The following is a 22002-nucleotide window of genomic DNA, read 5'->3' as shown; positions in this document are numbered from 1 at the left end:
GCCTGGGGGGCCGGGGCATGGGGAGCCGGGCATGGGGAGCGGGGCATGGGGAGCCGGGCACGGAGAGCCGGGCATGGAGAATCGGCCGGGGTCAGGCGAGGCGGGCCAGGCCGCGGGCGGTGGGCAGGGGCAGGTCGAGGAGGGTGCGGATGCCGGGCTCGGCCGAGACCACCGCCGGGATGGAGTTGACGGCGTGGGAGGCGGCCGCGGCCAGGCCGTGGGAGACCTCCTCCACCGCCACCGTCATCTGCGGCACGCCCTCGATGTGGATCGAGAACCCGGGATCGGACCAGCGGCGCACCTTGGCGGCGTCGGCCTTGTAGACCACCTCGATGGTCATGAAGGGCCGCCCGCGTACCAGACCGCTGAAGACCCAGCGGGACGCGCAGACCGTGCCCTCGTTCACCAGCCCGGCGGCGATCTCGAACTCCTGCGTGGCCAGTTCGAACTCGTCGCTCTCCGCCACTTCGTCGAGTTCGACGCCGAGCGCGTCGGCGACGAGCTGGGCGCTCTCGGCGAACAACGCGCGCTGGTAGGCGCGGAACGGCCGGACCGTCGCGATGTAGTCCTTGGCCGGACGCGTGAAGCCGACCAGGTCGACGACGATCTGCCGGGAGGGGTGGCCGAGGAAGTCGGACGACTCGCGCACGTAGATGTGGTCGACCCGGGAGGACAGGCCGCTCAGCGCCAGCGGCAGGAAGTCGCTCATGAAGCCGGGGTTGACGCCGGTGCCGTGGAGCGTGGTGCCGCCCTCGGCGCAGGCGCTCTCGATGCGCCGGACAACGCCGGGACCGTAGGACTTGGGGTAGACGAAGCCGGTGGTGGTGATGACGTTCTTGCCCGAGGCCAGCAGCGCGCAGATCGTCTCCAGGTCGGCGGTGCGGTCGGGACCGAAGTACGAGGCGGGCAGCGGCATGTGCAGCACGCAGTCGGCATCGGTGGCCAGGATGCTCTCGACGTCGTCGGTGCAGGTCACGCCGGTGCGGGGGAGGGCGACCAGGTCTCCCGCGTCCTTGCCCGTCTTGCCGGGGTCGTAGACGAGCACACCCGCCAGCTCCAACTCCGGTCTGCTGATCACGCTTCTCAGCGCATGGCGGCCGACGGCGCCGGTGGCCCATTGGACCACGCGGAGTGCGGGCATGGAGAGCCTCCAAGCCGGATTGGAGGGCGGGCGCAGGGCCCAGAACTCTAGCAGAAAAAGAACCGTCTGATCACTATCCGCGACGATCAGCCCATCGTGCTCGTCAAACACGCCCGCGACGCCTTCACTCCGGGGAGGGTCCCGGTACTAGAATGTTGTTCTCTTTCGATGAGATCGACGAGGTGGAGGCTCGATGCTTCGGTTCGATGACAGGGTCGCGATCGTCACGGGGGCCGGACACGGTCTGGGCAGGTCACACGCGCTGCTGCTGGCGGAGCGGGGCGCGAAGGTGGTGGTCAACGACCTCGGCGGGGCGCTCGACGGCACCGGGTCCTCGGCCGGTCCCGCCGCCGACGTGGCCGAGCTCATCCAGAAGAACGGCGGCCAGGCCGTCGCCAGCACCGACAACGTGGCCACGCCCGAGGGCGCCCAGGCGATCGTGCGCGCGGCGGTCGAGACGTTCGGCCGCGTGGACGTGGTCGTCAACAACGCGGGCATCCTGCGCGACAAGTCGTTCGGGAAGATGACGGTCGAGGAGTTCGACGGCGTGCTGGCCGTCCACGTACGCGGCTCCTACCTGGTCAGCCAGGCGGCGTACCCGTACATGAAGGAGGCCGGATACGGCCGCATCGTCAACACCTCCTCGCCCGCGGGGCTGTTCGGCAACTTCGGCCAGGCCAACTACTCCACGGCCAAGATGGGGCTGGTCGGCCTGACCAAGACGCTCGGCATCGAGGGCGCGCGCAACGGCATCAAGGCCAACGCCATCGCCCCGATCGCCTGGACCCGGATGACCGAGGCGCTGCTGCCGGCCGAGTTCGAGGCGAAGTTCACGCCCGAGCGGGTCAGCGCGCTGGTCGCCTACCTGGCGCACGACACGTGCGAGGCGACGGGCGAGGTGTTCAGCGTGGGCGGCGGCCGGGTGGCGCGGGTGTTCGTGGCCGAGGGCCCCGGCTGGAAGGCCGACGACCTCACGCCCGAGGCCATCGCCGACAACTGGGCGGCGGTGATGACCGAGCAGCCGTACGTGCTGACGGCGGGCGACTCCATGAAGGCCATGCTCTGACCGGCGAAGATCCCTTGGCGGGCTCCCCTTCGGGGGCCCGCCTTCCGCGTGCGCGGGGCCGAAGGATGTTCCGTTAGAAGAGGCTGATTCGAGGAAGAAATACTCGCGGCAGTTACGGTCACGACTCGTCTGCTTGCGAAGGGTACCCATGGAGCCTCCGTCCCGGCTGCGCTCGTTAGGGATCGCCGCCTTGTCGCCGCTGGTGCTGTGCGCTTTCGCCCTGGCGCCGGGGATCGTGGGGATGGTCGTCCTGGGGGTGCTCAGGATCCTTCCGTCCGGCTCCGACCGGCTGGCGGTGTGGATGGGCTGCCTGGTCGGCGTGGTCGGGCTGCACGTCTGGGTGGTGGTGGCGGCGCTGCGCCGGCGCGGGGCGGCCTGGCTGCCGCTGGCCGGGCAGGCCGCGCTGACGGTGGCGCCGCTGATGACCTGGACGGGGTGGTCGCCGGTCACCGTGCTGCTGACCGGCTCGCTGCTGGTGGTGGCCGAGCGCAAGCGGTCGTGGGTGCTGGTGGTGCTGGCGCTGAGCTGCGGGCCGCTGCTGCTGACCGTGGTCGACGCGCCGTGGCTGCTGGCGGCGCCGATCCTGGGGTTCGCCGAGTACGCGGTGCTCAGCCTGACCATCCGGGCGCACTCGCTGCGGGCCGTGCTCACCGACCAGGTCTGCCGCGCGGTCGAGGACGAGCGGCACCGGCTCACCCGCGACCTGCACGACCTCGTGGGTCACCGCCTGACGCTGCTCATCCTGCGCATCGAACTGGCGCAGCGGCAGTTGGAGAAGAGCGGCGCGCGGGGCCGCGAGGAACTGGACGAGGCGCTGGAGCTGGTGCGCGGGGTCACCGAGGACGTGCGCTCGGTGGCGCACCTGGGCCGCAGCTACTCCCTGGAGACCGAGCTGAGCTCGGCGCGCTCGGTGCTGGAGTCGGCCGGGGTGAACTGCCATGTCCACGTCGCGTGCGGCGGGCTGCCGCAGTCGGCCATCCAGGTGCTGACCTACGTCCTGCGGGAGGGCGTGACCAACATCCTGCGGCACACGACCGCCCGCGAATGCTCCATCCAGGTTCTGGAGGAGGGCGGCATGGTGCTGCTGTCGATACTCAACGACGGCGCCAAGAAGCCCCGCCACGCGCCCGGCCACGGCCTGCGTAACCTGCGGGAACGGGTTGTCGAATACGGCGGATGGTTCGAGGCCAGGGCCATGCACCACGGCCGATTCAGAATGTCAGTATATATTCCGGGGAAACTCAACTAAACGTCTGTGAAATCATCACAAATGGCTGTGTGGACTTCCTACCTGCTGATGATTCGTGTAACTAGACGTAACGCCCTCTCAGCTCGCATTCTCTAGAGGTGTTCCCAACGGGGAGGCGGGCTTGATGGAGCAGTACGAGATGTATTGTCTGGCGGATCCAGTCTTTTATGACGTACTGGACGAGCGTAAGACGCCGGACGCGCTCTTTCCCGTCGCCCGTCGCCCGGTGCCGGACGGATGGACCCACCACCCGAGCGAAACCTGGATGTACTACGCGCCGGTCGGCGACGAGCCGTTACCGGCCCAGGGATGGAAGATCCACGTCTCCGCCCGGGTGGACGACGCCGAGCGGGCGCTCACGGCCGTCTGGGACTACTGCGTGCCCCGCGGCGTGGCCTTCAAGTTTCTGCGCGGCCTGCCGGTGCTGGTGATGCTCGGCTCCAAGGCCGCCTCCCGCGCCTCCAGCGGCAAGCTCGTCACCATCTACCCGCGTGACGAGGCGCAGCTCGAACTCGTGCTCAAGGAGCTCGACGAGCTGCTGCGCGGAGTGAAGGGCCCCTACATCCTGAGCGACCTGCGCTACAACGAGGGCCCCCTGTTCGTCCGGTACGGCGGCTTCGCCGAGCGGCACTGCCTGTCCGAGAGCGGCGAGCGGGTGCTGGCCGTCGAGGACGGCGAGGGGAACCTGGTCCCGGACGTCAGGAACGCGGTGTTCGCCGTGCCGGCCTGGACGAGCCTGCCGGTCTTCCTGCAGCCCCACCTGGACGCCAGGAACGCGGTCAAGCTGGACGGCCTGCCGTACCGGGTGGAGAGTGTCCTGCACTTCTCCAACGGCGGCGGCGTCTACCTCGCCGAGGACCTGCGGACCGGCGCGCGCGTCGTGCTCAAGGAGGCCAGGCCGCACGCCGGCCTCGACGCCGCCGGCCGCGACGCGGTGGCACGGCTCGGGCACGAGCGCGACATGCTCGCGCGGCTGGCCGGTCTGGACGCGGCCCCCGCGCTCATCGACCACTTCGAGCTGGGCGAGCACCACTTCCTCGTGCAGGAGTTCGTGCAGGCCACGACGCTGCAGCGCAGGCTGGTCCACCGCTACCCGCTGACCAGGGCGACCTGCACGGCCGCCGACCTGGAGGAGTACACCGGCTGGGCGCTGGAGACCCTCGAACAGGTGGACGCGGCGGTGCGCTCGCTGCACGAGCGCGGGGTCGTCTTCGGCGACCTGCACCCGGACAACATCCTGCTCACCGACGACGGCCGGATCGTGCTGATCGACTACGAGGTGGCCACGCTGGTCGAGGACGGCGCCCGCGCCGCCCTGGCCCACCCCGCCTTCGTCGCCCCGCAGGAACGGCAGGGCGTGGAGGTCGACGAGTACGCGCTGGCGTGCCTGCGGATGGCGTTGTTCGCCCCCCAGTGCACGATCATGCAGCCGCTCCACCACGGCAAGATCCGCCACCTGGGCGCGATCGTGCGGGAGACGTTCGGCGCCGACCTCGGCCCGGCCGTCGCCACGATCGCCGGCGAGGCGACCTGGACGGCCCCGCCCATGCCCGGCGAGGACCCCTGGCCGCAGGTACGCGACGCGCTGGCCAGATGCATCGCCGCGACCGCCACCCCCGGGCGCGACGACCGGCTCTTCCCCGGCGACCCGGCGCAGTTCAAGCCGGGCGGCGGCCTCGGGCTGGCCCACGGCGCGGCCGGCGTGCTCTACGCGCTGGTCAAGGCCGGCTGCGAGCCGATCCACGAGGAGTGGCTGCGCGAGCGGGCGACCAAGCCGGCGCCCGGCTCCGGACTCGGGCTGTACGACGGGCTGCACGGCATCGCCCACGTGCTCGACCTGCTGGGCCACCGTCAGGACGCGCTCGACGTGGCCGACATCGTGCTGCGCGAGAAGTGGGAGGACCTGGAGGCGTCCCTCTTCTCCGGCCTGTCCGGCATCGGGCTGAACCTCTACCACCTCGGCCTCGACGAGCCGGCCGCCCGCGCCGTGGAACTGTGCGCCGGCCGCCTCGACGTCGAGCTGCCCGAGACCAGCGGCGGCACGAACCCGCGCGCCGGGCTCATGCACGGCTTCACCGGGCCCGCGCTGCTCTTCGTCCATGCCTACGAGCGCACCGGCGACCCCGGTCTGCTCGATCTGGCCGAGACCGCGCTCCGGCTGGACCTGCGGCGCTGCCGTACCGCCGAGGACGGCTCGCTCCAGGTCAACCAGGGCTGGCGGCTGCTGCCGTACCTCGACGAGGGGTCGGCCGGCATCGCGATGGTCCTCGAACGTTACCTGCGCCACCGGCCGTCCTCCGAGCTCGCTCCCGAGCTGGACAAGCTGCGGCTGGTCGCGCGATCCGGCTTCTTCGTACAGTCCGGCCTGTTCACCGGCCGCGCCGGCATCCTCGCCGCCTTCGGGACGGGGGCGCGCGATCTGCGCTGGCACGCCCTCCCGTACGGCGGGGGCCTGGCCTTCCCCGGTGATCAGCTACTCCGGCTGTCCATGGATCTGGCTACAGGAAGTGCGGGTGTGCTTCTCGCTCTGGCAACGGCGGTGCCGGAGATGCGGGCCCACCTCCCCTTCCTGGAGTCACCTGCCCGCGACGAGCACAGGAAGGAGGTGTAGACAACATGACTCTCCTCGACCTTCAGGGCCTGGAGGCACCGGCAAGCAGCGACGTCGCCAGCGGCGGCAGCACGCTCACTGTCCTTTCGTGCCACTCCGGCAAGCCGAGCAACCTCAGCGTCGCTCTGTGCCACTGATGAAGTGAATCGGGGTCCCGGGGCGTCTGCGAAGGACGCCCCGGGATTCCGGACGTAAGGGGAAAAACGTGCGGTCTGGTGATCGGCTCGTCTGGGACACGGTACGGCGCAGCGGCCCCTGGCCCCTCGTGCTGGCGTTCTCGGCGACCGCCGGGGCCGTGGCGGAGCTGGCCCTGCCGTACCTGGTGGGGCGGACCATCGACGGCCAGGACCGCACCACGTGGCTGGTCGCCGCCGTCGTCGCGGTGGCCGTCATCATGGCCTGCGAGAGCCTGTCGGTCTGGACCCGCGGCGTGAGCGGGGCGGCCGCGGCGGCCCGCGTGCGCGGCGCGCTCATGCGGCGCGTGCTGGGCGTCGGGCCGGGCATGACCCGCCGCTTCGGCCAGGGAGACCTGGTCACCAGAGCGGGACTGAACGCCGAGGAGCTCGGCGGCGCGCCCGACGCGGCCGTCAGCGTGATCACGCTGCTGGTGCCGACCGTCGGCGGCCTCGTGGCCCTCACCCTCATCGACCCCCGGCTCACGCTCACGCTGGCCGCGGGGCTGGTCGTCATCATGTTCGTGCTGCGCGCCTTCATGCGGGCCAGCGGCGAGATCGCCGCCGCCTACCAGCAGACGCAGGGCGAGATCGCCACCCGCCTGGTCGACGCCCTCGCGGGAGCCAAGACCATCGCCGCGGCGGGGACCGAGGAGCGCGAGGCGCGCCGGGTCCTGACGCCGCTGCCCACGCTGCGCACGCACGGCCTGGCCCTCTGGCGGGCCACCGCGGGCGCCGGGGTGCGGGCCGGGATCATGGTGCCGGTGCTGGAGGTGGCCGTGCTCGCCGCGGGCGGGCTGCTGCTGGCCGCCCGGCAGATCACCGTCGGCGACCTCTACGCCGCCGCCCGCTACGCCGTGCTGGGCGCGGCGCTGAGCGGCGCGCTGGGATTCGTGGCCAGGCTGGCCAGGGCCCGCGCGGCGGCCGACCGCGTGGCCGAGGTCCTGGACGAGGCGGAGCCCGGGGCGGGCGCCGCGACGCTGCCGCCCGGCGACGGCACCGTGGAGTTCCGCGCCGTCGCGGCGAACGGCCTGGAGATCGGCGACCTGGTGCTGCCCGGCGGTTCGGTCACGGCCGTGGTCGGGCGTTCCGGATCGGGCAAGTCCGCGCTGGCGGCGCTCGCCGGGCGGCTGGCCGACCCCGAGCACGGGACGGTGACGCTGGACGGGGTGAACCTGCGCGAGCTGGCACCCGCGGACCTGCGGCGGGCGGTCGCCTACGCCTTCGAACGACCGGTGCTGCTGGGGGAGACCGTGCGGGAGGCGATCGAGTTCGGCCCGGCGCCGGCCGGCGCCGCGGAAGGGGCGGCACGGGCCGCGCGGGCCGACGGCTTCCTGGCACGGCTGCCCGAGGGGTTCCTGACGCCGCTGGAGCGTGCGCCCATGTCCGGCGGCGAACGCCAGCGGGTCGGCCTGGCCCGCGCCTTCGCCCAGGGCGGCCGCTTCCTCGTCCTGGACGACGCCACCTCCGGCCTCGACACCCTCACCGAGCAGCAGGTCGGCGAGGCGCTGACCGGCGAGCTCGGCGGGCGCACCCGGCTGGTCGTCACCCACCGCGCCGCCACCGCCGCCCGCGCCGACCGGGTGATCTGGCTGGACGACGGCCGGGTACGCGGCCACGCCCCCCACGCGAGCCTGTGGAAGGACCCCGGCTACCGCGCCGTCTTCGAGGTCGCGTCGTGACCGCCGGCCGCGTGGTCTGGACGGCCCTGCGCACCCGCCCCAGGGCGCTGGCCAGGATCGCGGGCTGGTCGGTGGTGGAGGTGGCGCCCGCCTTCCTCATCGGGCTGGCGATCGCCCGCGCCATCGACGACGGGTTCGCCGCCGGGCGCGTGGACGTCGGGCTGGCCTGGCTGGCCGCGCTCGGGACCGCCTGGCTGGTGGCGGCGTTCGCGGCCCGGCAGGTGATCCTGGCGGTGGCCGCCGTGGCGGAGCCGTTCCGCGACGACCTGCTGACGCTGGCGGTGCGCGGGGCGCTGTGCGAGGGGCCGCAGGACGCGCCGGCCGGCGCGGTCGCCCGGATCAACCTTCAGGTCGAGCTGGCCAGGGACGCCTTCGCGGCGCTGGTCACGGTCGTGCGCGGGTTCGCGTTCACCGCGGCGGGCGCGGTGCTCGGGCTGGTCGCGCTGCATCCGGCGCTGGCCGTGCTCGTGGTGCCGCCGTTCGTGCTGGGCGCGGCGCTGTTCGCGATCTCCCTGCCCGCCCTGTACCGCCGCCAGCGCGCCTACCTCGAAGCCGACGAGCGCACCGCGCAGACGCTCGTCTCGGTGACCGGCGGCCTGCGCGACGTCACCGCCTGCGGCGCGCAGGAGCGCGTCGGCGCCCTCGTGGGCCGCCGCGTAGCCGCCCAGGCCCGCTCGGCCGGGCGCCTGGCCGGGATGACCGCCCTGCGCACCGCCGCCCTGGGCGTCGGCGCGTGGACCCCGGTCGTCCTGATCCTGGTCGGCGGGTCATGGGTGGCGGGCGGACCGCTCGGCGCCGGAGTGATCGTGGGCGCGCTCGCCTACGTCACCCAGTCGCTCGCCCCCGCCCTCGGCGGCCTCGTGGAGGGCGTCGGCGTCAGCGGCGTGCGCCTGTTCGCCTCCCTCGACCGCATCCTCCACACCACCACCTCCGCGACCCACCCCACGTCGGTCCGCCGGCCCGCCGTGGCCGGCCGTCCCGCGCTCGCGTTCTCGGGCGCGAGCTTCTCGTACGGCGAGCACGCCGACCCCGTCGTCCGCGACCTCGACCTGGAGGTCCACGACGGCGAGCACCTGGCGATCGTCGGCCCGAGCGGCGCGGGCAAGTCCACGCTGGCCGCCCTGGCCGCGGGCCTGCTGCGCCCGGAGTCCGGCGCCGTCACCGTGTCCGGAGTCCCGGCCCACCAGGCCGACCCGGCCGCGCGGGTCCTGATCCCCCAGGAGGCCTACGCCTTCCGCGGCTCGCTGCGCGAGAACCTGGCCTACCTGTCCGACGCCCCGGCCGAGCGCATCCTGGCCTCGGCCCGCGAAGTGGGCGCCGACGAGCTGATCGACCGCCTGGGCGGCCTGGACGCCGACCTCGACCCCGGCACGCTGTCGGCGGGGGAGCGCCAGCTCGTCGCCCTGGTCAGGGCCCACCTGGCCGCCGCCCGCCTGGTCATTCTCGACGAGGCCACCTGTCATCTCGACCCCGCCGCGGAGGCGCGCGCCGAGCAGGCGTTCGTACGGCGCGGCGGCACCCTGATCGTCGTGGCCCACCGGCTCACCTCGGCCCGCAGGGCGGGGCGGGTCCTCCTGCTCGACGGCTCCCGGGCGAGCACGGGCACCCACGAGGAACTCGTCGCGGCGGCGCCGCTCTACGCCGACCTGGTCGGCCACTGGGAGACCACCCGCGAGGAGGCCCAGCTTTCATGAGATATCCGTACGCGTCCCGGTTGCCCGTCGTCGACGAGCTCCACGGCCACCGGATCCCCGACCCCTACCGGTGGCTGGAGGACCCGGACGACCCCGCCACCACCGCCTGGCTCGCCGCCCAGGACGACCTCTGGCGCGAGCACGCCGCCGCCCTCCCGTGGCGTGAACGCATGCTGAGCAGGCTGCAGGAGCTGAGCCGTACCGGGAGCGCGACCCCGCCCGTCTGGCGCGGCGAGCACCGCTTCGTGCTGCGCCGCGCGGCCGACCAGGAACACCCCGTCCTCTACCGCGACGACGAGGTCCTGCTCGACCCGATGCGCCTGGACCCCACCGGTCTGACCACCCTCGACGAGTGGCAGCCCAGTCCGGACGGCGGCCTGCTGGCCTACCAGTTGTCGCGGCGCGGCGAGGAGCGGGCCGAGCTGCGCGTCCTGGACGTCGCCACCGGCGTGGACGTGGACGGCCCGATCGGCGACTGCCGGTACTCGCCGGTCGCCTGGCTGCCCGACGGCTCGGCGTTCTACTACGTGCGCGCCCGCACGGGCGTCTACCTGCACCGGATCGGCTCGGCGGAGCCCGGCGAGGAGGTCTTCACGGCCGCCGGTGCCGGCTCCTACGGGCTGACGCTCAGCGCGGACGGGCGCTGGCTCACGCTGTCGGCGGCTCCTGGGCCGAGCACCCCGAACGAGCTGTGGCTGGCCGACCTGGCCACCGGCGAGCGGCGGCGGGTGCAGCCGGGCGGGGTGGCCAGGAGCGTGGCGGCGGTCGGCGCGGACGGGCGGCTCTACGTGCTGACCGACCGCGACGCGCCGCGCCGGCGGCTGTGCGTGGCCGACCCGGAGCGGCCCGACGCCTGGAAGGACCTGGTGCCGGAGGACCCGGAGTCGGTGCTGGCCGCGTTCACCATTCTGGAGGGCAACCGGCTGCTGGTCTCGCGGGTGCGGCACGCGGTCGCCGAGGTCGTCGTGCACGAGCTGGACACGGGGCGGCCGGCCGTACCGGTGAAGCTGCCCGGCGCGGGGACGGTCGGGCCGCTCACCGCGCGGCCCGAGGGCGGGCACGAGGCGTGGTTCCTCTACACCGACGCCGTCACCCCCGCGGGCGTGTGGCGCTACGACGCGCGGGACGGCTCGCTGACCGCGTGGGAGGCGAGCCTGCCGGTGCCCGGGGTGGTGAGCAGGCAGGTGACGTTCACCTCGCGCGACGGCACCGAGGTGCGGATGACCGTCGTCGCCAAGCCGGGCGATGGCCGGCCGCGCCCGGCGATCCTGACCGGTTACGGCGGTTTTGGGATGTCGCTGACGCCCGGCTACGCCGCCGACTCCGTCGCCTGGATCGAGGCGGGCGGGGTGCTGGCCGTGGCCGGGATCAGGGGCGGCGGCGAGGAGGGCGAGGCGTGGCACCGCGCGGGTATGCGCGAGCACAAGCAGAACGTCTTCGACGACTTCGCCGCCGCGGCCGAGAAGCTGGTCGCCGACGGCTGGACCACCCCCGGCCGGCTCGGCATCTGGGGCGAGTCCAACGGCGGCCTGCTCATCGGCGCGCTGCTCACCCAGCGCCCGGAACTGTTCGCCGCCGCCGTCTGCTCGGCGCCGATCCTCGACATGGCCCGCTATGAGCGTTCCGGCCTCGGCGCGTCATGGAAGCAGGAGTACGGCACCGCCGACCGCCCGGAGGAACTGGCCTGGCTGCTGGCCTACTCCCCCTACCACCGGGTGGCCGAGGGGACGGCCTACCCGGCGACGCTGTTCACGGTCTTCGGCGAGGACACCCGCGTCGATCCCGCGCACGCGCGCAAGATGTGCGCGGCCATGCAGCGGGCCGACGCAGGGGGCCGGCCTCTGCTGCTGCGCCACGAGGGCGACGTCGGCCACGGCGCGAGAGCCGTCAGCCGCTCGGTGGCGCTGGCCGCGGACGCGCTGGCCTTCCTCGCCGAGCACACCGGCCTCCCCCTCCCACCCGACCCGCACACCGCAGACCCGCCGTCCCCGGACCCGCACACCGCAGACCCGCCGTCCCCGGACCCGCACCCCGCAGACCCGCCGTCCCCGGACCCGCACACCGCAGACCCGCGGTCCCCGGCCCAGCACCTCTCAGACCCGACGTCCTCGGACCCGCACCTCTCAGACCCGTACCCCGCAGACCAGCACGGCTCAGATCGGCTTACCTCAGGTCCGCACCCCTCAGGTTCGGCCTCCCCGGATCCGCTCTCCTAGGGATCCGGTCCTCCAGGGGGCCGTTCCTCTAGGGATCGGTTCCCTGGGTCCGCTCTCCTCGGGGTTCGGGCCCGGCGGATGTCGGCGCGTCAGATCCAGCCTGACTCGCGGGCGATGCGGATGGCGTCGATGCTGCTGCGCGCGCTCAGCTTGGAGCGCGTGCGGCTGAGGTAGTTGCGCACGGTGCCCTCCGCGAGGAAGAGCGACCCGGCGATCTCCGAGACGGACGAGCCGTCGGCCGCCGCGGTCAGCACGTCGAGTTCGCGTGAGGTCAGCGGCGTGTCGGGGGTGGTCATGGCGGCGATGGCCAGCGAGGAGTCCACCACGCTCCCGCCGGCCGCCACCTTCCGGATGGCATCGGCCAATTGCGCGGGCGGCGCGTCCTTGGCGAGGAACCCGCGCACCCGCGCGTCTAAGGCCCGTTTCAGCATGGCGGGCGTGCCGACCGCGGTGAGGATCAGCACCCCGCAGCCGGGCAGCGCGTCACGCAGTTCGCGTGCCGCCTCCAGCCCGTCGGCGCCCGGCATCACCAGGTCGATCACGGCCACGTCCGGGTTGGTGGCCCGCGCGGCCTCGAGGATGTGGTCACCTCGATCGACCTCGGCGACGACCTCGATGTCCTCCTCGTAGGCGAGGAGGGCCACGATCGCGCCGCGGACGAGCTCCATATCCTCAGCGAGCAAAGTACGGATCACCGGCATCCTCTCGGAACACTGCGTGATATACGACTACATCCTGACTAATGGCTTAGGGGATGAAAAGCTAGAACGTTGCAAAGGTATAGCGGAACTATTAGGTATTTGTTTGTTTTCCTGGCTTACTGACGCTTTTAAGGGTGCGTTTCGGTGAGGTCAGAACCCATCAGAAGCGCGTACGGTCCTTACCTGTGCATCGCCTTTTACTATGCGTGTTCTCCCCATCTGTGAAACCAGATTCTCATTCTCTTTTGTGCCTTAGGGCCTGGTGGCGGACTTTGTTCGATGATCGACGGAAGTCGGCAGGGTTTGTTGGATCAGAGTCTTGCTTCTGACCGATGACTGCTCCTATGGTCGGCCCATGAGCTCACCTCCCGGCTCTCCCGGCGACGTGCTGACCCTGATCAGCGCCGGGTCGGCCACGACCCGCTCCGACCTCGCGCGGGTCACCGGACTGGCCAGATCCACGATCTCCCAGCGGGTCGACGCGCTCATCGAGCGCGGTCTGGTGGAGGAGAGCGACGGCGGCGAGTCCACCGGCGGCCGCCCGCCACGCCAACTGCGCCTGCACACCGAAGACCACAGCGTCGCCGGCGTCGACCTGGGCGCCACCCACTGCCGGGTGGCGCTCATGGACCTCACCGGCGCCGTCCTGGCCGAGTCCGAGGAGCCGCTGCACGTCGCGGAAGGCCCGGAAGTCGTGCTGCCACGGGTCGACCGGCTGGTCGACCAGCTCCTCGCCGAGGCGGGACGGCCCAGGGCCGGGCTCAGGTCGCTGGGGATCGGGGTGCCGGGACCGGTGGAGTTCGCCACCGGCCGGCCGAACAACCCGCCGATCATGCCCGGCTGGAACGACTACCCCGTCCCCGACTACTTCCGCGGCCCCACCGTGCTGGTCGACAACGACGTCAACGTGATGGCGCTGGGCGAGCACCGCAACGCCTTCGCCGCGACCGGACACCTGCTGTTCGTCAAGGTCGGCACCGGCATCGGCTGCGGCATCGTGACCGGAGGCGCCCTGCACCGCGGGGCCAGCGGCTCGGCCGGCGACATCGGCCACATCAGGGTCAGCGGCCACGAGGAGGCCGGCTGCCGCTGCGGCAACAGCGCCTGCCTGGAGGCGGTCGCCGGCGGCGCGGCGCTGGCCCGCAGGCTCACCGAACTCGGCTTCCCCGCCGAGTCCGGCGCCGACGTGGTCAAGCTCGTGCAGAGCGGCAACACCCAGGCGCTACGCCTGGTCAGGGAGGCCGGGCGGCTCATCGGCGAGGTGCTGGCCGGCCTGGTCAACTTCTTCAACCCCGAGGTCATCGTCATCGGCGGAGCCCTGGCACGGGTGCACGAGCACCTGCTGGCCGGGATCCGCGAGACCGTCTACCGCCGGTCGCTGCCGCTGGCCACCCACCATCTGACGATCGTGCCGAGCCGTACGGGGGTGAACGCGGCCGCGCTGGGCGCGGGCATCCTCGCGATCGAGCACTACCTCTCACCCGAGAACATCAACCGGATCATCAACGCCTGAGAGGGCCGAATGCTGGTCATCAGGGGAGTCGTCAAGCAGTTCCCCGGCGTGCGCGCGCTCGACGGGGTCGATCTCGACGTCCGGGCTGGCGAGGTGCACTGCCTGCTCGGCCAGAACGGCGCGGGCAAGTCCACCCTGATCAAGGTGCTGGCCGGGGTGCACCAGCCCGACCAGGGCACGATCGAGTTCGCCGGCACACAAGTACGCCCGAACAGCCCCATCGACGCCATCAGGCTCGGCATCGCCACCATCTACCAGGAGCTCGACCTGGTCGACGGGCTCAGCGTGGCGGAGAACATCCTGCTCGGCCACGAGCGTTCCTCGCTGGGCTTCGTGCACCGCTCGGCCACCAACCGCGCCGCCGCCGAGGTGCTCGCCCGGCTCGGCCACCCCGAGATCCGCCCGTCCACCGAGGTCGGCCGCCTGCCCCCGGCCGCCAAGCAGGTCGTCTCCATGGCCAGGGCGCTCTCCCACGACGCCCGCCTGATCATAATGGACGAGCCCTCCGCCGCCCTCGCCCACGACGAGGTCGCCAACCTCTTCCGCATCATCCGCGAGCTCACCGCCCAGGGCGTCGCCGTCGTCTACATCTCCCACCGCCTGGAGGAGATCCGCGAGATCGGCGACCGCGTCACCGTCCTCAAGGACGGCCGCACGGTCGCGGTCGGCCTGCCCGCCCGCGAGACCCCCACCTCGCGGATCGTCTCCCTGATGACCGGCCGCAACGTCGAGTACGTCTTCCCGCCGCGCGGCTCCCGCCGCGGCGAGGAGGTGCTGCGCGTGGAGGACCTGAGCGCGCCCGGCGCGTTCGCGGGCGTCTCCTTCTCCGTGCACGCGGGCGAGATCGTCGGCCTGGCCGGCCTCGTCGGCTCGGGCCGCTCGGAGATCCTGGAGGCGGTGTACGGCTCCCGCCCCAGCACCGGCCGGGTCCTGCTGGACGGCAGGCAGATCAGGAGCGCGGTCGCCGCGGTCAGGCACGGCATGGGCCTGGCGCCGGAGGAACGCAAGGCCCAGGCGCTCCTGCTCGACCAGAGCGTCACCGCCAACATCACCCTCGGCACGCTGCCCGGCTTCGCCACGTTCGGCTGGCTGAACCGGGCCAGGGAGAGGGCCGAGGCCAGGCGTCTCGTGGACGCCCTCGACATCCGGCCGCACGACCCGGAACGCCCGATCAAGACGCTGTCCGGCGGCAACCAGCAGAAGGCCGTACTGGCCCGCTGGCTGCTCGACGAGCGCAAGCTGCTCCTGCTCGACGAGCCCACCCGCGGCGTGGACGTCGGCGCCCGCGCCGAGCTGTACGCGGTCATCCGCAAGCTGGCCGACCAGGGGATCGGCGTGCTGCTGGTCTCCAGCGAGGTGCCGGAGGTGCTCGGCCTGGCCGACCGGGTGCTGGTGCTGCGCGAGGGCCGGGTCATCCACGAGGGCCCCGCCGAGGGGCTCGACGAGCACCGGGTACTCGACATGATCATGGAAGGGAGCGCGGCGTGAAGGTGGACACCCGCGGCGTCGCCGTACGCGAGGCCTGGTGGGGCCGGATCGGCGAGGCCCGGCACCTCGGGCTGGTGGCGGCGCTGGTGCTGCTCGCGATCGTCGGCCTGGTGACCAAGCCCGGCAACTTCGCCACCGCCTCGAACATGGTGAGCATCCTGTCGCTGGCGGCCACCATCGGCGTCATCACGGTCGGCATGACGTTCGTGATCATCGGCGGCGGCATCGACCTGTCCGTGGGCGCCATCATGGCGCTCGCCTCGGTGTGGGCGACCACGCTGGCCACGCAGTCGTACGGGCCGTTCGTCATGGTGGTCTGCGCGATCCTGGTCGGCACCGGGGCCGGGCTGGTCAACGGGTTACTGATCTCCTACGGGCGGCTGGTGCCGTTCATCGCCACGCTGGCCATGCTGGTGGCCGCACGCGGCCTGGCCCAGCGCATGTCCGACCGCAAGACCCAGCTCATCCAGAGCGGCAACACCGCCATCGTGGACCTGTCGACCACGCGACTGCTCGGCATCCCGCTGCTGGTCTACATCTTCGCGCTGGTCGTGGTGCTCGGCTGGGTCCTGCTCAACCGCACCACGTTCGGGCGCCGCACCTACGCGGTCGGCGGCAACCCCGAGGCGGCCAGGCTCGCCGGGATCAACGTGCGCCTGCACACGGTGCTGCTGTACGCCCTGTCCGGGCTGTGCTGCGGCATCGCCGCGATCCTGATCATGGCCCGCACCACCACCGGGTCGTCCACCCACGGAGACCTGTACGAGCTCGACGCCATCGCCGCCGTCATCATCGGCGGCACGCTGCTCACCGGCGGCCGGGGCACCATCGTCGGTTCCATCCTCGGCCTGCTCATCTTCACGGTCATCACGAACCTGTTCATCCTCAACGGCCTCAACACCAGCGACCAGCTGATCGCCAAGGGCCTGATCATCGTCGTCGCCGTCCTTCTCCAGCGGCGCAACCTCAAGGAGAGAGCACCATGACCGAAAACGTCGCGCGCCGGGGATTCCTCATCGGCGGTCTGGGCGGTGCCGCATTACTGGCCGCGGGCTGCACCTCCAACGAGCCGGCCGCGGCGCCTTCCAGCGCGGCCCCGGCGCCCGCCCCGGCCGCCAGCGGCAACGACCAGCCGGGGCAGAAGGTCGTGATCGGCTTCTCCGCGCCGGCCGCCGACCACGGCTGGATCGCGGCCATCGCCAAGAACGCCGAGGCGACGGCGAAGCAGTACACCGACATCGAGTTCAAGCCGGTCGAGCCGACCAACGACATCAACGCGCAGATCTCCGCGGTCGAGTCGCTCATCGCGGCCAAGGTCGCCGCGCTGGTGATCCTGCCCAACGACGGCCAGCAGCTCAACCAGGTCGCCCTCCAGGCCACCGCGGCGGGGATCCCGGTCGTCAACCTCGACCGCGTCTTCCCCGACAAGCTCGCCTACCGCACCTGGGTCGGCGGCGACAACTACGGCATGGGCGTGGCGGCCGGCCACCACGTCGGCAAGAAGCTCAAGGACAAGGGCGTCGCCAACCCGGTGATCGTGGAGATCCAGGGCATCGCGACGCTCCCGCTCACACAGGACCGCAGCAAGGGCTTCGCCGACGCGCTCAAGTCGTACGGCTTCAGCGTCACCGCCAAGCAGGACGCCAAGTTCACCGTGGAGACGGGCAACCAGGTCGCCGCCAGCCTGCTCCAGGCCCACAAGAAGATCGACGCGCTGTGGAACCACGACGACGACCAGGGCGTCGGCGTGCTCGCCGCGATCAAGGAGGCGGGCCGGAACGAGTTCTTCATGGTCGGTGGCGCCGGGTCGCTCAACGCCATGAAGGAGATCCAGTCGGGCACGTCGGTGCTGGAGGCCACCGTCACCTACAGCCCCACGATGGCCTCCTCGGCCATCAAGCTCGCCCGGCTGATCGCCCAGGGTAAGGGCATGAGTGACCTCGTGGAGAACCAAGTACCCCAGTCGATCACGCTCGCGTCGGAGACCATCACCAAGGAGAACGTCGAGAAGTACCTGCCATTGGGGTTCGAATCTTGAGTAACGGCGTAGGCATGATCGGTTATGCCTTCATGGGACGCGTCCACTCCCAGGCGTGGCGGAACGTCGCCGCCTTCTTCGAGCTGCCCGCGAAGCCCGAGATGCGGGTGATCTGCGGGCGCTCGAAGGAGGCGACCGAGGCGGCGGCCGCCCGGATGGGCTGGGCCGAGGCGGCGACCGACTGGCGCGAGGTGGTCGCCCGCGACGACATCGACATCATCGACATCTGTACACCCGGCGACTCGCACGCCGAGATCGCCATCGCCGCGCTGGCCGCGGGCAAGCACGTCATCTGCGAGAAGCCGCTGGCCAACACGGTCGAGGAGGCCACGCGCATGGCCGAGGCGGCCGCGCGCGGGCCGGGCAAGAGCATGGTCGCCTTCAACTACCGGCGGGTCCCGGCCGTCGCCCTGGCCAGGAAGCTGGTCGCCGAGGGCACGCTGGGCGAGATCAGGCACGTGCGGGCGCAGTATCTGCAGGACTGGATCGTGGATCCGGACTTCCCGCTGGTGTGGCGGCTGCGAAAGGACAAGGCGGGGTCGGGCGCGCTCGGTGACATCGGGGCGCACATCATCGACACCGCCGAGTTCGTCACCGGCCAGCGTGTCGTCGGCGTCACCGGGCTGACCGAGACCTTCGTCAAGGAACGGCCGCTCGAGGGCGGCAGCCGTACCGACAGGGGAACGGTCACCGTGGACGACGCGGCACTGTTCGTCGGCCGGATGTCGGGCGGAGCGCTGGCCTCGTTCGAGGCCACGCGCTTCGCCACCGGGCGCAAGAACGCGCTGCGCATCGAGTTGAACGGCGCGCTGGGCAGCCTGTACTTCGACTTCGAGGCGATGAACGAGCTGTGGGTCAGCGACGGCGGCGCGGGCTTCACCCGGATCCTCGTCACCGAGCCCGACCACCCCTATGCGGGGGCGTGGTGGCCGCCGGGGCACGGTCTCGGGTACGAGCACACGTTCACGCACGAGATCAAGGACTTCCTGGAGGCGATCGCCACCGGCGCCGACCCCACGCCGTCGTTCGCCGACGGGCTGCGGGTGCAGCGGGTGCTGGAGGCGGTCGAGCAGAGCAACGGCGCGTACAAGGAGATTCCATGACCAGACCGGTCACGCTCTTCACTGGACAGTGGGCCGACCTGCCCTTCGAGGAGGTGTGTCGGCTGGCGGCGGACTGGGGCTACGACGGACTGGAGATCGCCTGCTCGGGCGACCACTTCGACGTGGCGGCGGCGCTGGAGGACTCGGGGTACGTCGGGCGCAAGCTCGAACAGCTCGACAAGCACGGCCTCAAGGTGTGGACGATCTCCAACCACCTCGTCGGCCAGGCCATCTGCGACCACCCGATCGACGAGCGGCACCAGGCCATCCTGCCCGCCCGCATCTGGGGGAACGGCGAGCCCGAGTCGGTGCGCCGGGCCGCGGCCGAGGACATGAAGAACACCGCCAGGGCCGCCGCCGCGCTCGGCGTGGACACGGTGGTCGGCTTCACGGGCTCGTCGATCTGGCACACGGTGGCCATGTTCCCGCCGGTGCCCGCCTCGATGGTGGAGGCCGGGTACCGGGACTTCGCCGACCGCTGGAACCCGATCCTGGACGTCTTCGACGAGGTCGGCGTCCGCTTCGCGCACGAGGTGCACCCGTCGGAGATCGCCTACGACTACGTGACGACCCAGAAGACGCTGGAGGCGATCGGCCACCGCCCCGCCTTCGGCCTGAACTGGGACCCCTCGCACATGGTCTGGCAGGACATCGACCCGGTGAACTTCATCCTCGACTTCGCCGACCGCATCTACCACGTGGACTGCAAGGACACCAGGATGCGCGTGGGCGACGGCCGGCGCGGCCGCCTGTCCTCGCACCTGCCCTGGGCGGACCTGCGGCGCGGCTGGGACTTCGTCTCGACCGGGCGCGGCGACGTGCCGTGGGAGGACTGCTTCAGGGCGCTGAACTCCATCGGGTACTCCGGGCCGATCTCGATCGAGTGGGAGGACGCGGGCATGGACCGCCTCGACGGCGCGCGCGAGGCGCTGGGCTTCATCCGCACGCTCAACTCCATCACCCCGCCCGCCACGGCCTTCGACGCCGCGTTCTCCACCACGTGACAGCCAGGGGCCGGCCCGCTCGCGTGGCCGGCCCCCAGGCCGGCTTTCCGTCGGTCTTCACGCGAGCTGTTCCGCCAGCCTTCACGCGAGCTGTTCCCCCGGCCCTCAGGCGGGCTGTTCCGCTGGGCCCAGGACGCGTGTGACGGTCTCCCTGATCGAGGCGCGGACCACGGCGGGGTCGTCGAGGTCGAAGCCCACGGCGACCCCGTCGCGCACGATCATGAGGATGTCCGCGGTCCGGTCGGGTGCGGGGTGCCCGGCCTCCTCGAGCAGGCCGAGCATCAGGTCCCGGAACCACTCCCGGTAGACGGCGACGGCCCTGCGCACCGGGTGGGAGCGGTCGGGGTACTCGGCCGCGGCGTTGATGAACGGGCAGCCCCGGTAACCGGGCAGGCTCCCGAACTCGCCCATCCGCTCGAACATCACCAGCAGCCGCTCGCGCCCCGGCCCCTCGGGCAGTTCGTCGGCCAGCGCCCGCTGCAGCCGGCCCTGGTCCTCGACGTACGCCGTGACCAGGTCGTCCTTGGACGGGAAGTGGTGGTAGAAGGTCGCCTTCGCCACCGCCGCCTCGGCGATGATCCGGTCGATGCCCACCGACCGCACGCCTTCGGCGTAGAACAGCCGCGTCGCGGTATCCAGGATGCGCTGCCGGGCGGGACTCGTCATGCCTTGACATTACCAGACAGGTCTGTCTAGTGTCGGTCCTAGCTAGACAGACCTGTCTGTCTCCACCTCGTGAGGAGCATCCCTGATGAGCAAGGCCATGTACACCGCCGTCGGCACCGCCTCCGGTCGCGACGGCCGCGGTGTCACCACGGACGGCAAGCTCGACGTCAAGCTGTCCCCGCCGCCCGAGCTCGGCGGCGCGGGCGAAGGCACCAATCCCGAGCAGTTGTTCGCGGTCGGGTACGCCGCGTGCTTCGCCAGTGCCATGCAGCTCGTGGGCAAGAAGCAGGGCCTCGACGTCACGGATGTGGCGGTGACCGCCGAGGTGGGCCTGCTGCCGAACGGCGCCGGCGGCTTCGGCCTTGAGGTCACCCTGCGGGTGGAGCTGCCCGACGAGATCTCCGCCGAGGCCGGCCACGCCCTGCTGGAGGCCACCCACCAGGTCTGCCCCTACTCCAACGCCACCCGCGGCAACATCCCGGTCAACCTGGTCGTCGAGTAGCTCTCGCACTGTGGGCGGGCATGCGTCAAGGGCCGGGGGAGTGCCCCGGCCCTCGCTCCGCTAGCCGGTCAGTCCATCACCACGATCTGGCGCAGCACCTCGCCGCCCTTCAGGGCGGCCACGGCGTCGTTGAGGTCGGCCAGCTTGATCCTCGCGCTGATCATCGACTCCAGGTCGAGCTGGCCCGACTTGTACAGGTCGGCGAAGTAGGGGAAGTCGTGTCGCACGTCGGCCTCGCCGTACATGCTGGACAGGAGGTTCTTGCCCTCGAACAGCAGGCTGAACGCGGAGATCTGCACCATGTCGTCCATCGCGCCGGCGCCCACCACGATCACGTCGCCGCCCGCGCGGGTCGCCTGCCACGCGCTCATGATGGTCGCGGACTTGCCGACGACCTCGAAGCCGTAGTCGAAGCCGTTGCCGCCGGTCAGCTCGGCGAGGGCGCCGGGCAGGTCCTCGGGGGTGACGGCGTGCGTGGCGCCGACCTTCCTGGCCAGTTCGTGCTTGGACGCCAGCGGGTCGACGGCCAGGATCACCCGGGCGCCGGAGACCCGCGCGCCCTGGATCACCGACAGCCCGACGCCGCCGCAGCCGATCACCGCGACCGTCGAGCCGGGACGCACCTTGGCGGTGTTGAGCGCCGCACCCACGCCGGTGGTGATGCCGCAGCCGATGAGCGCCGCCGCCTCCCACGGCACCTCCGGATCGATCTTGATCGCGCCCTGCCACGGAACCACGCACTCCTCGGCCCACGTGCCACAGCCCGCCATCCCGAAGACCGTGGTGTCGCCGCCGATGCGGAAGTTGCCCTTGCTGAACGACTCGATCACGAACTTCATGCACAGGTACGGCTGGCCGCCCAGGCACAGGGCGCACTCCTGGCACGACGGGCGCCAGTTGATGATCACGTGGTCGCCGGGCTTCAGCGAGGTGACGTGCTCGCCCACCTCGACCACCTCGCCGGCGCCCTCGTGCCCCGGGACGAGCGGCACGGGCTGGGGCAGCACTCCGGACATGGCCGACAGGTCGGAATGGCAGACACCGGTCGCCCGGATCCGGACGCGGACCTCCGTCGGCCCCACCGGGGCCAGCGTGACGTCGTCGCGGAGGTCGAGCTTGTCGTCGCCTACGGCTTGCAGGATGGCGGCGCGCATG

18 protein-coding genes are annotated in these 22002 nt (G+C 71.8%); 14 read left to right on the top strand and 4 right to left on the bottom strand.

Going from position 1 to position 22002, the window contains the following annotated elements; translation table 11 throughout:
• Positions 1-91 precede the first annotated feature (91 nt).
• Entirely contained in the window at positions 92-1141 is a 1050-nt protein-coding gene (locus ACIBEJ_RS42180) for a dihydrodipicolinate reductase (protein WP_397188574.1), read from the bottom strand.
• A gap of 193 nt (positions 1142-1334) precedes the next feature.
• Between ACIBEJ_RS42180 and ACIBEJ_RS42175 the strand changes: the two genes are divergently transcribed.
• The 7 genes from ACIBEJ_RS42175 (at position 1335) to ACIBEJ_RS42145 (ending at position 11832) form a co-directional block, all read left to right on the top strand.
• Entirely contained in the window at positions 1335-2207 is an 873-nt protein-coding gene (locus ACIBEJ_RS42175) for an SDR family oxidoreductase (RefSeq protein ID WP_397188573.1), read from the top strand.
• Positions 2208-2355: 148 nt separating this feature from the next.
• Positions 2356-3456, top strand: coding sequence for a sensor histidine kinase (locus tag ACIBEJ_RS42170; protein WP_397188572.1), 1101 nt, complete (start codon positions 2356-2358; stop codon positions 3454-3456).
• Positions 3457-3580: 124 nt separating this feature from the next.
• Complete coding sequence (gene lanKC / locus ACIBEJ_RS42165) at positions 3581-6067, top strand: class III lanthionine synthetase LanKC (protein ID WP_397188571.1); 2487 nt, start codon at positions 3581-3583, stop codon at positions 6065-6067.
• 5 nt (positions 6068-6072) lie between these two features.
• Positions 6073-6204, top strand: coding sequence for a SapB/AmfS family lanthipeptide (locus tag ACIBEJ_RS42160; protein ID WP_397188570.1), 132 nt, complete (start codon positions 6073-6075; stop codon positions 6202-6204).
• Positions 6205-6272: 68 nt separating this feature from the next.
• On the top strand, positions 6273-7922 hold the full coding sequence (locus ACIBEJ_RS42155) for an ATP-binding cassette domain-containing protein (protein ID WP_397188569.1): 1650 nt from the start codon (positions 6273-6275) through the stop codon (positions 7920-7922).
• The gene (locus tag ACIBEJ_RS42150) at positions 7919-9616 is read left to right on the top strand and encodes an ATP-binding cassette domain-containing protein (protein WP_397188568.1); all 1698 of its coding nucleotides are present in this window, start codon (positions 7919-7921) and stop codon (positions 9614-9616) included. Before ACIBEJ_RS42155 ends, ACIBEJ_RS42150 begins: the two co-directional genes overlap by 4 nt.
• Positions 9613-11832 (top strand): prolyl oligopeptidase family serine peptidase, encoded by a 2220-nt coding sequence (locus ACIBEJ_RS42145; protein ID WP_397188567.1) that lies wholly within the window; start codon positions 9613-9615, stop codon positions 11830-11832. The genes ACIBEJ_RS42150 and ACIBEJ_RS42145 overlap by 4 nt, the downstream gene beginning before the upstream one ends.
• Positions 11833-11921: 89 nt before the next feature.
• Here ACIBEJ_RS42145 and ACIBEJ_RS42140 read toward each other — a convergent pair whose 3' ends face one another.
• Entirely contained in the window at positions 11922-12527 is a 606-nt protein-coding gene (locus ACIBEJ_RS42140) for a DNA-binding response regulator (protein WP_397188566.1), read from the bottom strand.
• 361 nt (positions 12528-12888) lie between these two features.
• Between ACIBEJ_RS42140 and ACIBEJ_RS42135 the strand changes: the two genes are divergently transcribed.
• From ACIBEJ_RS42135 to ACIBEJ_RS42110, 6 genes are read left to right on the top strand one after another with little or no spacing between them, the layout of a single operon-like run.
• Positions 12889-14046 carry an ROK family protein gene (locus tag ACIBEJ_RS42135; protein WP_397188565.1) on the top strand — a complete coding sequence of 386 codons (1158 nt, stop codon included), beginning with the start codon at positions 12889-12891 and terminating at the stop codon, positions 14044-14046.
• A gap of 9 nt (positions 14047-14055) precedes the next feature.
• Positions 14056-15534 carry a sugar ABC transporter ATP-binding protein gene (locus tag ACIBEJ_RS42130; RefSeq protein WP_397188564.1) on the top strand — a complete coding sequence of 493 codons (1479 nt, stop codon included), beginning with the start codon at positions 14056-14058 and terminating at the stop codon, positions 15532-15534.
• Positions 15531-16520 carry an ABC transporter permease gene (locus tag ACIBEJ_RS42125; RefSeq protein WP_397188563.1) on the top strand — a complete coding sequence of 330 codons (990 nt, stop codon included), beginning with the start codon at positions 15531-15533 and terminating at the stop codon, positions 16518-16520. Before ACIBEJ_RS42130 ends, ACIBEJ_RS42125 begins: the two co-directional genes overlap by 4 nt.
• Positions 16517-17572, top strand: coding sequence for a substrate-binding domain-containing protein (locus ACIBEJ_RS42120; RefSeq protein WP_397188562.1), 1056 nt, complete (start codon positions 16517-16519; stop codon positions 17570-17572). The genes ACIBEJ_RS42125 and ACIBEJ_RS42120 overlap by 4 nt, the downstream gene beginning before the upstream one ends.
• Before the next feature lie 14 nt (positions 17573-17586).
• Positions 17587-18675 carry a Gfo/Idh/MocA family protein gene (locus ACIBEJ_RS42115; RefSeq protein WP_397188561.1) on the top strand — a complete coding sequence of 363 codons (1089 nt, stop codon included), beginning with the start codon at positions 17587-17589 and terminating at the stop codon, positions 18673-18675.
• Positions 18672-19679, top strand: coding sequence for a sugar phosphate isomerase/epimerase family protein (locus ACIBEJ_RS42110; protein WP_397188560.1), 1008 nt, complete (start codon positions 18672-18674; stop codon positions 19677-19679). The genes ACIBEJ_RS42115 and ACIBEJ_RS42110 overlap by 4 nt, the downstream gene beginning before the upstream one ends.
• A 105-nt stretch (positions 19680-19784) precedes the next feature.
• On the opposite strand, the gene ACIBEJ_RS42105 is transcribed toward ACIBEJ_RS42110, so the two are convergent.
• Entirely contained in the window at positions 19785-20345 is a 561-nt protein-coding gene (locus tag ACIBEJ_RS42105) for a TetR/AcrR family transcriptional regulator (RefSeq protein ID WP_397188559.1), read from the bottom strand.
• Between the two features lie 85 nt (positions 20346-20430).
• Between ACIBEJ_RS42105 and ACIBEJ_RS42100 the strand changes: the two genes are divergently transcribed.
• The gene (locus ACIBEJ_RS42100) at positions 20431-20847 is read left to right on the top strand and encodes an organic hydroperoxide resistance protein (RefSeq protein WP_397188558.1); all 417 of its coding nucleotides are present in this window, start codon (positions 20431-20433) and stop codon (positions 20845-20847) included.
• A gap of 68 nt (positions 20848-20915) precedes the next feature.
• On the opposite strand, the gene ACIBEJ_RS42095 is transcribed toward ACIBEJ_RS42100, so the two are convergent.
• On the bottom strand, positions 20916-22001 hold the full coding sequence (locus ACIBEJ_RS42095; protein ID WP_397188557.1) for a Zn-dependent alcohol dehydrogenase: 1086 nt from the start codon (positions 21999-22001) through the stop codon (positions 20916-20918).
• Position 22002 lies beyond the last annotated feature (1 nt).

Origin of the sequence: Nonomuraea sp. NPDC050790 (genome assembly GCF_044456745.1) — a bacterium.
In the GTDB taxonomy this organism is placed as follows: Bacteria; Actinomycetota; Actinomycetes; order Streptosporangiales; family Streptosporangiaceae; genus Nonomuraea.
Note: the sequence above shows the minus strand (reverse complement) of the source record. Positions and strands in the feature narration are given on the sequence as shown.